This is a genomic window from Streptomyces sp. NPDC034111, from assembly GCF_055575375.1.
The window spans coordinates 1-12,793 of sequence record NZ_JBVIST010000010.1; the positions used below are offsets into that span (position 1 = coordinate 1).

13 protein-coding genes and 4 pseudogenes are annotated in these 12,793 nt (G+C 67.5%); 4 read left to right on the forward strand and 13 right to left on the reverse strand.

Features of this window, described 5'->3' with window-relative positions:
- Positions 1-260 precede the first annotated feature (260 nt).
- The 4 genes and pseudogenes from ACZ55A_RS22355 to ACZ55A_RS22370 form a co-directional block, all read right to left on the reverse strand.
- Positions 261-752: a Pycsar system effector family protein gene (locus ACZ55A_RS22355; RefSeq protein WP_468842683.1), complete on the reverse strand. Its 492-nt coding sequence runs from the start codon at positions 750-752 to the stop codon at positions 261-263.
- Positions 749-883, reverse strand: coding sequence for a hypothetical protein (locus ACZ55A_RS22360; RefSeq protein ID WP_468842685.1), 135 nt, complete (start codon positions 881-883; stop codon positions 749-751). The genes ACZ55A_RS22355 and ACZ55A_RS22360 overlap by 4 nt, the downstream gene beginning before the upstream one ends.
- Before the next feature lie 24 nt (positions 884-907).
- Complete coding sequence (locus ACZ55A_RS22365) at positions 908-1,504, reverse strand: hypothetical protein (protein ID WP_468842688.1); 597 nt, start codon at positions 1,502-1,504, stop codon at positions 908-910.
- 22 nt (positions 1,505-1,526) lie between these two features.
- Positions 1,527-1,772 (reverse strand): annotated as a pseudogene (locus ACZ55A_RS22370) (ATP-binding protein); the annotation flags it as partial.
- A gap of 171 nt (positions 1,773-1,943) precedes the next feature.
- Here ACZ55A_RS22370 and ACZ55A_RS22375 point away from each other — a divergent pair.
- Both ACZ55A_RS22375 and ACZ55A_RS22380 read left to right on the forward strand, forming a co-directional pair.
- Complete coding sequence (locus tag ACZ55A_RS22375) at positions 1,944-2,270, forward strand: hypothetical protein (protein WP_468842690.1); 327 nt, start codon at positions 1,944-1,946, stop codon at positions 2,268-2,270.
- A gap of 37 nt (positions 2,271-2,307) precedes the next feature.
- On the forward strand, positions 2,308-3,702 hold the full coding sequence (locus tag ACZ55A_RS22380) for a hypothetical protein (protein WP_468842693.1): 1,395 nt from the start codon (positions 2,308-2,310) through the stop codon (positions 3,700-3,702).
- 130 nt (positions 3,703-3,832) lie between these two features.
- Here ACZ55A_RS22380 and ACZ55A_RS22385 read toward each other — a convergent pair.
- Positions 3,833-4,182, reverse strand: a pseudogene (locus ACZ55A_RS22385) (D-alanyl-D-alanine carboxypeptidase); the annotation flags it as partial.
- Between the two features lie 174 nt (positions 4,183-4,356).
- Here ACZ55A_RS22385 and ACZ55A_RS22390 point away from each other — a divergent pair.
- Both ACZ55A_RS22390 and ACZ55A_RS22395 read left to right on the forward strand, forming a co-directional pair.
- Complete coding sequence (locus ACZ55A_RS22390) at positions 4,357-5,691, forward strand: ATP-binding protein (RefSeq protein ID WP_468842696.1); 1,335 nt, start codon at positions 4,357-4,359, stop codon at positions 5,689-5,691.
- Positions 5,688-6,815: a tetratricopeptide repeat protein gene (locus ACZ55A_RS22395; protein WP_468842698.1), complete on the forward strand. Its 1,128-nt coding sequence runs from the start codon at positions 5,688-5,690 to the stop codon at positions 6,813-6,815. Before ACZ55A_RS22390 ends, ACZ55A_RS22395 begins: the two co-directional genes overlap by 4 nt.
- Before the next feature lie 540 nt (positions 6,816-7,355).
- Here the strand turns inward: ACZ55A_RS22395 and ACZ55A_RS22400 are convergent.
- The 8 genes and pseudogenes from ACZ55A_RS22400 to ACZ55A_RS22435 all read right to left on the reverse strand — a co-directional run bounded on the left by ACZ55A_RS22400 (position 7,356) and on the right by ACZ55A_RS22435 (position 12,727).
- Entirely contained in the window at positions 7,356-7,619 is a 264-nt protein-coding gene (locus ACZ55A_RS22400) for an Imm32 family immunity protein (RefSeq protein ID WP_468842701.1), read from the reverse strand.
- A gap of 76 nt (positions 7,620-7,695) precedes the next feature.
- Complete coding sequence (locus ACZ55A_RS22405) at positions 7,696-7,953, reverse strand: hypothetical protein (RefSeq protein WP_468842704.1); 258 nt, start codon at positions 7,951-7,953, stop codon at positions 7,696-7,698.
- A gap of 78 nt (positions 7,954-8,031) precedes the next feature.
- Positions 8,032-8,178: pseudogene (locus ACZ55A_RS22410) on the reverse strand (hypothetical protein); the annotation flags it as partial.
- A gap of 700 nt (positions 8,179-8,878) precedes the next feature.
- Complete coding sequence (locus ACZ55A_RS22415) at positions 8,879-9,415, reverse strand: 2'-5' RNA ligase family protein (RefSeq protein WP_468842706.1); 537 nt, start codon at positions 9,413-9,415, stop codon at positions 8,879-8,881.
- 103 nt (positions 9,416-9,518) lie between these two features.
- Positions 9,519-9,726 (reverse strand): annotated as a pseudogene (locus ACZ55A_RS22420) (peptidase E); the annotation flags it as partial.
- Between the two features lie 305 nt (positions 9,727-10,031).
- A complete protein-coding gene (locus ACZ55A_RS22425; RefSeq protein WP_468842709.1) occupies positions 10,032-10,343 on the reverse strand; it encodes a hypothetical protein in 312 nt (103 codons plus the stop codon).
- 586 nt (positions 10,344-10,929) lie between these two features.
- Positions 10,930-12,384 carry an argininosuccinate synthase gene (argG, locus tag ACZ55A_RS22430; RefSeq protein ID WP_468842712.1) on the reverse strand — a complete coding sequence of 485 codons (1,455 nt, stop codon included), beginning with the start codon at positions 12,382-12,384 and terminating at the stop codon, positions 10,930-10,932.
- Between the two features lie 70 nt (positions 12,385-12,454).
- Positions 12,455-12,727 (reverse strand): hypothetical protein, encoded by a 273-nt coding sequence (locus ACZ55A_RS22435; protein WP_468842715.1) that lies wholly within the window; start codon positions 12,725-12,727, stop codon positions 12,455-12,457.
- Positions 12,728-12,793: the final 66 nt, after the last annotated feature.

The window sequence follows — 12,793 nt, forward strand, 5'->3', positions numbered from 1 at the left end:
ACATCCACACCCAAACCAACCGCAGCCAACAACACCAACACCGACGAACCACCCACCCAAGCCTGGGGTCGGCAGGACGCCGGGTAAGGCGCGGGGCCCTCACCAGCCTCGGTGCCATGACCGGCGAAGAGTTCCGGCAAGCGGCCATCGAACGCGACCGAAGCAGCCAACAGCCCCTCCACCAAAGACACAGCGGTGAGCTGGTTCAGCCGTGGCTAGGCCATTGACGCACGGCATGGACTCGCCATACATCATCAAGCTCAAGTCGTGACCCCGAGGATGGCCGCGAGAGCCAAGAGGCTGATCCCGGCAAGCATGGAGTCAACTGCCGCCCGAATAAGCCGGAACTTCCGGGTGGCGAGTGCGGCCATGAACCTCAGGTGGTCCGGTTGGTAGCCGGACGCGAGCTGATCACGCAATTGCTCGGCGCTCAACTGGGGCCAGCTCGTCCAGCCGGTCCCTCCGAGTTGTGGACGGACCGCGAGTAACAGAAGAAAAGTCGCGGCCAGCAGTGCAGCGGCACCGAGCGCCCCGACCACAGCGGCCGGAAGGGGCGGATGGAGGTTCGTGGCAGTCGTGACAAGCGCCACAAGCACGGCTCCGGACAAGGCCAGTAGCAGGCTCGCTTTACCTTCGGAGCGGGCCAGGTCCCCTTGAAGGGCAGTCACCGTCGCGGCCAGTCGGTCCTGCGCCCTGTCTTGCCGCGGGTCAGGTGCAGTGGTTGACATCAGCGTTGCCTTCTCCCGCTTCATCGGTCGAATTCAAAAATCACCGTGCGCAGGGCCCACTCCAGCAGCCCCGACAGGGACTCCGCGGAGTCCGTTGAGGTCCAAGTGTCGACGTACTCCTGTGACTGCTCCACCGAGTACGGAGATATCTGCACAGCGTGAGGGCGGGACGGTCGGCGTCATCTCGTAGGCATGGCGAGGGTGGGGAGGTGAACCTCCAGCACGACTGCGGTGCCGGCCACGGTCCGGTCCTCGTGCATGTTGATCTGCTGGCCGGTTTTGACGTGCGTCCAGTGAGTGGGAGTGAGGGGAACGAGGCGGACGGTGGCCCGGCCGCCGGGCTCCAAAAAAGGCATGTCCTCGACCCAGAGCCCTGCGATGCTCACCGCAACACCCCCGGTCGGCGAGAGGTTCCCGATGTCCCACATGGGTCGCAGAACACCGTGACCGGAGATTGGTGTCCTGCGTCGGGCCTCCGTGGGTGGACGAAGCGTCAGATCCGCCCGGATCATTCCGTTTCGGATCTCGGAACACCGCCAGTGGCACCAAGCCACGCTCCGCTCAAGGCCGAGTTGCTCAGCCGCCTCGGCAAGCTGCTCCCAGAACGTCAAGGGCAGCGGTTGCCCGTCTCCGAGCTCCTCCAGCAGGCTCAGAGCGATCTGCCATTCGTCGTGGGCGAGGTAGTCCCAGACGTCTTGCACCGAGATGTCGTTCTCGGTAGCGACCTCTTCCGGGACGAGGAGGGAAGCCGATTCGAGCAGCTCAGTGACATCCATGCGGTCATTGTCGACCACGTTGTCAGGCTGCGTCGTCCCGCTCGTGCTCGATGGCGGCCGGGCGGTTCTTGAGCCGGTAACTGGGACCGTTGATGGAGATCACTCCGCAGTGGTGGAGGAGGCGGTCGAGGATGGCGGTGGCCAGCACCTCGTCGCCGAACACCTCTCCCCATTCGCTGAAGGTCTTGTTCGAGGTCAGGATGATCGAGCCCTTTTCGTAGCGCTTGGAGATGACCTGGAAGACCAGGTTGGCCTCCGCGCGGGCGAGTTGACGCAGAGTTTGCCCGCTATCAGCGCCCAGCGGGGGGGCTCGCCGGCGCGACCGTCGGCGCCGGGGCGGGCAAGCTGGCAACGGCCCTGGGTCGCGGCGACTTCGTCAGCGGTGCGGTCGGCGGGGTCGGCGGCGACGCCCTGGATGCGGCCTGGAAGGGTTAAGTCCATGGACATGCGACAGACCGCGATCACCGCCGTCACCGGTGGCGCGGCCGGCGGCGTCGGAGGCGCGTTCCGCGGCTTCGACAGGGAAATGGACCGGCTTGCGGTGGATATCAAGATGCAGGATCGCACGGCGGCGAACCATGAGGCCAACAAGGACACCGCATGGGGCACCGTCGTCCCCATCGCCGGAGGCGTAGCGGGAAACGAAGGCAAGGACGGCTGGGAAGACGTCGACAAGAGCAACAAAGAAGGCCAGGACGCCGCGAAGCAGGGCGCCAAGGGCCGGAACCACACCGCGACTGACGAGGTACAAGATGTCTTCGGCTGACCATGCCGCAACCGGTGCCGCGCCTGCCCTTCACCGGGTGGGCGCTGCACCCCGCCGGGCCGGGGCGTGTTTCGGCGCACTGGGATTGGCGGCCGCCACCTCCGTCCTGCCGCTGTGGCTCTTCTGGCCGGATCCGGAGCCGCGCCGGACGGCGATTCTTGTCGCACTGGGGTGCGCACTGGCGTGTGTCGGCGGCATCGCCGTGTGCCAGCGTGCGGCGGGGGGACGGCAGCCGTACGCCGAGATATCCGTCGCCGAGTTCTCGGGGGCAACGGAGGCGGGCGGACCTGGCGCCGCGGAACCGGACGGACCGCCCCGGGTGCTGCCCTCGCGCCGGGGCATGCAGGGGCGTTCCCTCGCCTGGTACCTCGGGGTCTGCACGGTGCTGGTGACCCTTTTCGCCCTGGTGATAGGGGCGCCCCAGCGGCCGGAACGCATGCAGCGGATCGTCGACGCCGGGGCGGAGTTCGCGGCCGTACCGATCGAGGAGGTCAGCGACGTCCAGGTGCACGATCCGAGCAAGGGCCATGACTACTACACCTCGACGGCGGTCGTCCGGCTTGCCCCAGGGGTGCCGGCGACGGCAACCGTCCACCCGGTCACGCCCGACCGTCCGCACACGGGGGGCAAGGTCTCGGTCCTTTACGCCCCGACGCGTCCCGGACTGGGCGCCCTCGCGGGGGACGAGCGCAGCCTCGGTGAGGCGGTGGAAGGCGCCACGATGGGGATCGGTCGCGTCTGGATCGTCGGCGTCGCCTGGGCCGCCGGAATCGTCCTCTCCGTGGTCGTCCTTTCCCTGCGCCGTGGATTCCGTTCTTTCTCCCGCCTGGGTCATGCCGATATGGCCGTACGCGGGAAATGCCTGGGGCCCGATCTCTGGCGGCGGGACTCCGTTGAGGAGCAGTGCCTGAAAATTTTCACCGCGTCATCCCGCACCGCGCACTTCCTGGCCGATGTCACAGAGGAGCACGTCCCCGATTCCCTGAAGGGGCAGCATCTGTGGCTGTGCTGGGACGCCCGGCGCGGCACCGATGGCGGGCGGTTCTCCGCGGGCGCCACACCGGCGGCGCTGGTGTCCGACGACGGGTGGGTGATGCACGGAATGCTCAAGGCCGACGATGCGCGGCTGATGGCCACCGAGGGCGTCTCCGTCGAAAAGGCCGGCGTGGGGAACGGCGACCCGCGCGCTCTGCGGCTCTGGGACCCGCACTCCGCGTGGCTGCTTTACGTGGCACCGTCCGTGCTGGTGCTCGCCGCGGTGCTCATCGGCTGCGCCGCTCTGCTGACCTTCGACGTCACGGGCGTCTGGCGCTGGGTGACCGGCATCGCCGGTGCCGTCGCCGGGCTGGCTCTCGGCCATGCCGCGATGAATGCCCCATACCCATCGAATCTCCGCGCGGCCATGTCCTCGAACGGGACGGATCCGGCCTGAGGTCTCGCCGAGGAACGCGTCCCGGAGGGAAACGAATTGAGGCAGACGAAAGGGCCCGTCCGTGGCATCGCGCCGCGGGCGGGCCCTTCGCCCATTCAGGTCCGCGGATTACTTCGGCATCGCTTCTGGACTACTTCTTGAACCCGTAATCCATCAGCTTCTTCGCGGACGCCGTGCGGGCGGCCACCGAGGAGTCGGCCCGGACTGTGCCGATGACCGTCTTGCCGTTCCGGGTGGCGGCGAAGACCAGGCAGTGCGTGGCCTCCGGGCCCGAGGCGGTCTTGACGCCGATGGTGCCGGCGTAGCTGCCGAGCAGGCGTTGGTGTTGTTCCACTCCGTGTAGCGGTAGCCGCCGTTCTTGGTCGTGACCTTCTGCTTCGTCGACTTCGTCTTCACGACCGTACGGAACGTGGAGTACTTCGTCACGCTGCTGGCGAGCTTCGTCAGACCACGCGACGTCGAGTGGTTCGCGCTTTTCCCGCGACGTCTCCGACCCCCAGACAGTAGATGTGGCTGCTGTCGGGGATATGAGTCTCATTCTCCCCCAGGTCCACGCGGCTGGTGACCATGCGACTTCCTCACACGGCAAGTTGTGCACAGAGCACCTCGAGGGCGCCCGCAAGTCACTCGCGTCGGCTCCGTAAAGTGTGGGCCATGACGGCGGAATCCCCCCTGATCAAGAGCATGCGCACCGCCGTTGCGGCGACGCCCGATGACGTACCCCTACGGTTGCACCTCGCCGAGTTGCTGCTGACCGCGGGGCACGGTGACGCCGCGGTGGGAGAGGTTGCTACGGCGTTGCAGTACGCGCCCGGCGATGTCCAGGCACGCGAGTTGATGGTCCGGGCCCTGGCAGGTACTCCGGCAAGCGCCCCCGGCGAAACAGCGCTTCCCCCGCCGCCACAAGCTCCGGTGCCCGCCCAACCTCCCGCCCCCGCCGCCGTGCCGCAGCAGGCCTCGGTGCTCGAGCCGCCTCCCGCCCCCGCCTCGAGCCCGGGCTTCGACTGGAAGGCGGCCCAGGATCAGGTCGGTGATGCCGTGCCGCCCCGGTTCGTTGAGGCGCCGCTCACCGTCGACGGCGGCGGCGACCCTGGAGACGCCGCTGCCTGGGACGTGGAACGCCCGGGGACCGTCCGCCTCGCCGATGTGGGCGGCATGCAGGAGGTCAAGGAGCGACTGGAGGCGGCCTTTCTGGCGCCGTTGCGCAATCCGGAGCTGCGCCGCCTGTACGGCAAGAGTCTGCGAGGGGGGCTACTGCTGTACGGGCCGCCCGGCTGCGGTAAGACCTTCATCGCGCGGGCGGTCGCCGGTGAGCTCGGGGCGAACTTCCTGTCCGTGTCGGTCAACGATGTGCTCGACATGTGGATCGGCAACTCCGAGCGCAACATGCACGAGCTCTTCCAAACTGCCCGCCGCCAGGCCCCGTGCGTGATCTTTCTGGACGAACTCGACGCGCTCGGCGGAAAGCGCAGCCGCACCCAGAGCAGCGGTATGCGCAACACCGTCAATCAGTTGCTGACCGAGCTGGACGGCGTCGAAGCGGAGGCGAACGAGGGCGTGTTCGTGCTGGCCGCCACCAATGTGCCCTGGGACGTGGACATCGCTCTGCGCCGCCCTGGCCGGCTGGACCGGACCTTGCTGGTGCTGCCGCCCGACGGGCCGGCCCGGGAGGCGATCCTCCGCTATCACCTGCGTGAGCGGCCCATCGAGAACGTCGACCTCGGCAAGCTCGTCAAGGCCACGGACGGCCTGTCCGGCGCCGATCTGGCCCATGTGTGCGAGGCCGCGGCCGAGCACGCGCTGCTGGACTCGGCCCGTACCGGGACCGTACGCCTGATCGGGATGAAGGACCTGCTGGCCGCGGCGGGACAGATCGCGCCCTCGACGGAGCCGTGGTTCGCGTCTGCCCGGAGCGTGGCGATGTACGCGAATGACGGCGGGATGTACGACGACCTGGTGGCCTATCTGAAGAAGAAGCGGAAACTGTGACCCCATTGCACTCAGCCGTCGAACAGGCCCAGGCCCTCATCGATTTCGAACGCTACGACCAGGCCCGTGCCCTGTTGTCGCAGCACCTCGCCGAAGACCCCGGCGACACCCGCGCCTGGATCGAGATCGGCTACTGCCACCTGAAAATGCAGGAGCCGGATCAAGCCCTGGAGGCGGCCGACGAGGCCCTCAAACTCGCCCCCGAGGACTTCTACGTACTCATCCTGCGCGCCAAGGCACTGACCAGCGGGCCCAACAGCTCATGGCGCGCGGCCGAGCCCGTACTGCGCGAAGCGGTGCGAGCCGACCCGCAGCACTGGTACGGCCATACGATGCTCGCCGACGCCGTATGCCGCATGTCGATGGTCCGTTACCTCCAGGCGAACGGCTCCAGGAAGCCGGAGCCCCACGAGGTCGACCTTGTCTACCGCGAGGCGGCCGACCTGGCCGCGGAGGCGCTGCGGCTGGGCCCCGAGGAGATCTACGCTCACGAAATCGCCCACCAGATCGCCACCTTCTCGGGCAACACCACCCGCGCCGACCAGCTCGAACGCGCCATCCTCCGGCTCGACCCCACCCACGCCGAGGCCCTGGCCGCGCAGACCCGGAAGGCTGCCCAGGCCCCGGGCGTCAAGGCCGCCCGGGCCGCCGACCTCTACGCCACCGGGCTTGCCGCCGCACCGGACTCGGCCGAGTTGCAACGCGGCCTCGACCAGGCCACGTACCGCATGCTGCGCGGCGTGCGGTGGCTCGCTCTGCTCTGCGTCGGCCTCGCCGGCGCGGGCATGGACCTGTTCGCCGTCGAGGGCGAGGTGCAGCGGGAGTTGCCGCTGCCACTCGGCCAGCGCCTGTGGGACCTCGTGCCGATGACCGCCATCTGGCTCGTCGGCGCCGTCCTGCGCTACCGACGGCGGCGCGCCGGCGTCCAGCTCAACGTGCAGTCACTGATACGGCGCCGCCGGTGGCCCCGCATCGTGGTGGCCCAGGCGGCCTGGGCCATGCTGTGCGCCCTGCTGATCACCCAAGTCCCGTGGGCGGACCGGCCGTTGCCGCAGGTGCTGTTCTGGGCAGGACTCGCGCCGACATTCGCCACGATCTGGTTCGACCGGAACAAGGCCCACTGAAGAACGGCCCCGAGCCGTATGGGCAGAGCCCTGCCGCTGGTCGCTCCTCACCACCCATCGGTAGCGGGCTTCACCTGCCGGCGGCTGCCACTACGGGACGCTCGCCGCCGGAGTGCCCGCATCCGGACGTCACCCGAGTGGCGATCGAGGCGGTCCGCGCGCAGGGCCTTGTCGACAGTGACAGGGCCGGTGGAATCGCTCACCGGGTTCGGGGCGGACGTGCCGATGCCCAGGTGCCGATGCCCACGATGAGGGCACCGCTGCTCCAACAGAGGCCCGCCCCGATCAGGCCGATCCATTCTGTTGAGACTTCTGCGTCCGCAAAGACCGCCCTCGCGGTCAGCTCGGTCATACGCCGACTCGTACTCGCCGGACCGGCGCGCTGAGCGGACGGGGACCGTCGCCGGCGGGGCTGAGCCAGGAGTGGGCGGCGGGCCAGGAGTGGGCGGCGGCCCGCACAGGCGGGCCGCCCATTGAACCGGTAGAGAAACTCCGAACAGCTCACCCGCTGCCGTCAATTGCCTGGCAGGCACAAGACGGTCAGCCCTTCTCCACTCGCTCAAGCACGAGATCGATCTGAGAATCGATCTCTTGATCCGCTGTGAGATGAATATGAGAACCTTCATGAACACCTTGCTGGGCAAGGGTCAACAGGTGACGTGCCAGTGAAGTCAATCCGGCGCGATTCGCCTTGATGACCACCTCCGTCGACCCGACCTCCAGTTCAATCTCAAAATCGTCATCCCAGGCGAATTGCAGCCCTTCCCCGACCCGATATTCCGGAACACTGATCACAAGATCCATTACTGCTGTCGCTTCCTTTTGGTGACGTAGCAGGGAGCCGCTGATGCACCATCAAACGGCTCCCCACCCGCAGGTTCTATTCGAGATAGATGTGACGATTTTCGACAATCATGAACTTGCCAGGCTTCTTGGGGTTCGGCGCCAATCGCTCAAAATTCATGTGCGGACCACCGCCGTGCTGGCCTGTGATATCCCGTTCACCCAGCCTGGCAACACGCGTGCCGCCCTTGGACACATATCGCCCACTACCCATCACGGATTCAGAATAGCCGGGGCCGATCCACCGCTGCGCCGCCTCGAGTGCTTCATTCGTTGGAATCTGAGTTCCATCCACCGGATGGCCATCGTTATCGAACTTCCGGTAAGAAGTCCAAGGGCAGTTGCTGTTGTGAACGAGGACCGGCGTCTCACCAGCGAGTACATAGTACGTGTGCAGGTTGTCGACCGTCAGGTTGTACGTCCTGGCGCTTTGGTGGAAGGGGCGATTGCCCTTGATCGTGACCGTGCTGCCGTCGACGGTTCGCAGTGTCGTGCCCGGACGCAAGTGTGCGGCTTCGGTCCAGGCGTTCTGTGAGGGTGACCAGAAGGGGTGCTCGTTCGTGGCGGTGAGGTGGCGATTTCCCTGGGGGGGTGGCGAGGGTGAGTTCGTTGAATTTTTTGTCGTGTTCCGTGACGATGATGCCGGTTACCGTGCGCTTCCCCGTGCGGCCGCTGACCGGGTCGGTGGCGAGTACCTGGTCCCCGACCCGCACCGACTCGATGTTCTTCGTCGAGTGGTCTGCCATGAGCACTTTGGTGCCGGCAAGGAAGCACTTGAAGCACTTCGCCTTCTTCGCAACCCTTGACCCTTCAGCAATGTCTTCGATGCCCTCGCCGAGCTTCTTGAGGAGCCTGACCTTGCCGACCGGGAGGACGGAAATGGCGAAGGCGGTGCATGCTCCGAAGGCGGGGTTCTTGATGCACTCCCTGAGGTCGTTGAGGCCGGTGATTTCCCATACCACGGCGGTAAGGGTGGGGTCGATGACGGGAGTGACGTCGCCACCGGAGAGGACGCAGGGCAGGAGCGCACGATCGACTCTCTGATGAACCCCCGCCGCAATGCCCGCGATTACGAGCGTCTGCCCCAATACTCGGAAGCCCCCGGCCTAGGCATTCGTCATCGTGACGGCGAAGCGCCTGCCTCGCGCAGGCCCCCGCCCCGACAACCGGACGAAAACCAAGCCCACCAGCCGACGCTGACCGCTGACGGGACCGGAGCACTACTGGAGTGTGAAGGACGCTCGGTCGTGCCACTTCCTACCGTCGTGAACCATGAGTTCGACCGACGATACGTGCGCTGTGATGGGGAGGCAGCCCAGGAGGTCGTCCTCAGCCTTCTCCAGGACGGCGTTTTCCTGGCCCTGGGCAATGGTCAAATGCGGGATGACGTCGGTGAATTGTCCGCCGAACGGCGGGGTTTCCGGCCATCGATCGGCGATCGCCTGAGTGAGCTGCCGGAACTGCGTGTCCGGCTCGGGGACGAGATACAGCACCCCCGGGAATCGCCCGCACCTCTCGAACCGAACCTCGAAGGGCGGGTGCCCTTCGAGCACCTCGCTGACAGCAGCGGACATGACAGTGTCGATGCGGCGCTCCGCGAGGAACGGGAAGAGCACGGTGACATGCGCTGGAACACCTGCTCGGGCTGATGGGTCAAGGCGTTCGCGCCACGCGCGAACAGCAGGCTCGACCTCAGGGATCTTCACGATGAGTCCCGTCTGACCCGCCTGAAACTGGTTGGAACCGTCGTCAGCCACTGCATCTGTCTACCCATGAGCCTCGGCGACTGCGACTGAATAATCGCCATGGGTGTTGCACCAGCCCAGGACGCGTCAAAAACGCACTCTCAGCGTCGACGATTCAACGTGAGAAAGCGGGCAGCTCTCGGGGCTCGATGCGCTCTTCCACCGTCGAGTCCCGTCGCCCTCACGCATGACCACGTAGGCGCCTTTGCCCGGAACCTCTGTGACCGCCTCGACCAGATCGGTTCCGTGGTAGACAGACCGACCCCATCATCCGTGCAATGAGCCGTCGGCAGGGTTCCGTCTGCGACCAACTGATGGATCAAAAAGGGCGGCGGCCCAGAGCCACTCAGCCAGCCTGGGTTCGCATACTGCTACTTCTGCCTGTGTCGCCAGTCGCTGCAGGCGGGCAAGCAGCGGACACCACCGACAACGCCCTGAGCCGGCCCGCTGGGCGATCTCGTCCGGACGCCGATCCGCGCAGCCGGCGATACATCGAGTTGTGGCAGTGCATTGCCCGGTGCTTGTCCAGTCAGCCAGAGACGAAGGCGAGTTGCTTGGCTACCGTGTCCGGGCTTCGGCGCCGTAGACCCCGGAGACTCCGCGGCCGGTCATCGGCGATCGTCGGGTGTCACTGTCCCTGGTAGGGCGGCTGCTGTGGCGGTTGGGCGCCGTACGGTCCGGGGTTCTGCGGTGGCTGCCCGGGAGGGACGACCGGCGGATACGCCTGCGCGCCCGGCTGCTGCGCCGGCGGGAACCCCTGGCCGGGCTGCTGGGCGGGCGGATACGGCGCCTGGTGCGGCATGCCCGGACCCGCGCCCCAACCCCCAGGAGGGACCTGCGGCTGCGCGCTCCTGCCGCGCTTGCTTATCACCACGGCGACGACGACCACGACCGCGGCCAGCACGCCCAAGCCCACCAACAGCAACAACAACAAGAGCATCTGTGCCCCTCCCATGCTTCAGGGCCCGTGCGGACACGCCACAGCGTTGACCCACCACGACCTTACAAGGGCACCACAGCGGCCTCGTGTTCACCACCCGCGGTGGTCGAGCCCATCGAGCCGCGGAACCTGTACCGGTCCTTGCAGCAGGTCTCGTCGTCAGCGGGTCCCGCCGCCGGCTCGACGGCTCTAGCGGGCGCGGTTAAGCCGGGGTATCAGCGGGCGAAGTCGGCGGCGAGGTCGCCGTTGAGCACGTACGTGCGTACCGGCAGCAGCAGGTGGGCGCCCCGGGGTGACCAGCGCATCTGCTGCTTCTTGACCATGCGGCGGCTGGTTACCTGGTTTACCGCAATGAGTGGCGCACCATGACCGGCTCCGAAGCCCACGAGGGGCTTGCTGACGCGTGCGCCGGCTGGCTGCTGCGCGGCAGACCTGGGCGACATCGGTGTGACGGCGCCTCCGGATCCTCCTGGCCACGGCCTCCGGGGAACGGAAAGGCCGGCTCGACGCTGTGGGCGCCGAGCCGGCCTTTCCGGTGGTGATGCATCCCCTCGGGGGTGCCGAGCCTGCCGCTCGACGGGGCTGGTCAGTCCGTGCCGAACTCCATCGCGGCGCGGTCCAGCAGCTCGTCGTCCTCCGAGACCTCGCCGCGGGAGGCGATGGCCTCGGCGCCGCCCTCCGGCATCTCCGGCATGGTGCCGATCAGGCCGGTCGCGGCTGCCTGGGCGGCACCGATGGCGGGGCTGCCGGTGCCGATCAGGCCGAGGCCGGCGTACTGCTCCAGCTTGGCGCGCGAGTCGGCGATGTCGAGGTTGCGCATGGTGAGCTGGCCGATCCGGTCCACCGGGCCGAAGGCGGAGTCCTCGGTGCGCTCCATGGACAGCTTGTCCGGGTGGTAGCTGAACGCCGGGCCTGCGGTGTCGAGGATCGAGTAGTCCTCACCGCGCCGCAGCCGCAGCGTCACCGTGCCGGTGACGGCCGCGCCGACCCAGCGCTGCAGCGACTCGCGCACCATCAGTGCCTGCGGGTCCAGCCAGCGGCCCTCGTACATCAGTCGGCCGAGGCGCCGTCCCTCGTTGTGGTACTGGGCGAGGGTGTCCTCGTTGTGGATCGCGTTGACCAGGCGTTCGTACGCGGCGTGCAGCAGGGCCATGCCGGGCGCCTCGTAGATGCCGCGGCTCTTGGCCTCGATGATCCGGTTCTCGATCTGGTCCGACATGCCCATGCCGTGGCGGCCGCCGATGGCGTTGGCCTCCATCACCAGGTCGACGGGGGAGGCGAACTCCTTGCCGTTGATCGTCACCGGGCGGCCCTGGTCGAAGCCGATCGTGACGTCCTCGGTGGCGATCTCGACTTCAGGGTCCCAGAACCGCACGCCCATGATCGGCTCCACGGTCTCCACGCCGGTGTCCAGCTGCTCCAGGGTCTTGGCCTCGTGGGTAGCGCCCCAGATGTTGGCGTCGGTGGAGTACGCCTTCTCCGTGCTGTCGCGGTAGGGCAGGTCGTGGGCGAGAAGCCACTCCGACATTTCCTTGCGGCCGCCGAGCTCGGTCACGAAGTCCGCGTCCAGCCATGGCTTGTAGATCCGCAGGTGCGGGTTGGCGAGCAGGCCGTACCGGTAGAACCGCTCGATGTCGTTGCCCTTGAAGGTCGAGCCGTCGCCCCAGATCTGTACGTCGTCCTCAAGCATCGCCCGGACCAGGAGGGTGCCCGTGACGGCGCGACCGAGCGGCGTGGTGTTGAAGTAGGCACGGCCGCCCGAGCGGATGTGGAACGCCCCGCAGGTGAGCGCGGCCAGGCCCTCTTCGACCAGCGCCGCACGGCAGTCGACCAGGCGCGAGATCTCGGCGCCGTAGGTCTTGGCGCGGCCGGGCACCGAGGCGATGTCGGGCTCGTCGTACTGGCCGATGTCGGCGGTGTAGGTGCACGGAATGGCGCCCTTGTCGCGCATCCACGCGACCGCGACGGAGGTGTCGAGGCCGCCCGAGAAGGCGATGCCGACGCGCTCGCCGGCGGGCAGGGAGGTGAGGACCTTGGACATAGGAAGATTATGCATGGATACGCATGAGCATGCAACGGGGCGGGGCCCTGTGTCGCTGGGGCGATGGAGCTCACCGTCGCGCGGCGCCCCGGGTGTGGCAGGTCGTCGTCGGTGAAACCATCCGCATCCGCGCCGCTCCGACGCGGGCACGGTGGTCGGGTAAGTGCAGCCGGTGCAGGCAGCAGGGCTGCGAGCCGATCCCTGCCACGTGTGGATCGAAGCCCGTCAGCGGCAGCCGGCCCCAGTCCCGCCACGCCTCGGAGCCGACGCGCTGTCCGGTCGTCGCCGTCCAGTACCAGCCCGGGAAGTGAAGCTCACCGCGCGACCAGCGGAACGTGCGCACCGGAGCGACATCCTCGAACCGGCACGTTGGGATGCGGGAGATTGCTTGGCAATGTTGGCCATGCTG

Excerpts from the sequence above, each read along its gene's own strand:
- ACZ55A_RS22355 (WP_468842683.1), bottom strand. The coding sequence starts at position 752 with ATGAAGCGGGAGAAGGCAACGCTGATGTCAACCACTGCACCTGACCCG.
- ACZ55A_RS22365 (WP_468842688.1), bottom strand. The coding sequence starts at position 1,504 with ATGGATGTCACTGAGCTGCTCGAATCGGCTTCCCTCCTCGTCCCGGAA.
- ACZ55A_RS22375 (WP_468842690.1), top strand. The coding sequence starts at position 1,944 with ATGGACATGCGACAGACCGCGATCACCGCCGTCACCGGTGGCGCGGCC.
- ACZ55A_RS22390 (WP_468842696.1), top strand. The coding sequence starts at position 4,357 with ATGACGGCGGAATCCCCCCTGATCAAGAGCATGCGCACCGCCGTTGCG.
- ACZ55A_RS22400 (WP_468842701.1), bottom strand. The coding sequence starts at position 7,619 with ATGGATCTTGTGATCAGTGTTCCGGAATATCGGGTCGGGGAAGGGCTG.
- ACZ55A_RS22425 (WP_468842709.1), bottom strand. The coding sequence starts at position 10,343 with ATGCTCTTGTTGTTGTTGCTGTTGGTGGGCTTGGGCGTGCTGGCCGCG.
- argG (WP_468842712.1), bottom strand. The coding sequence starts at position 12,384 with ATGTCCAAGGTCCTCACCTCCCTGCCCGCCGGCGAGCGCGTCGGCATC.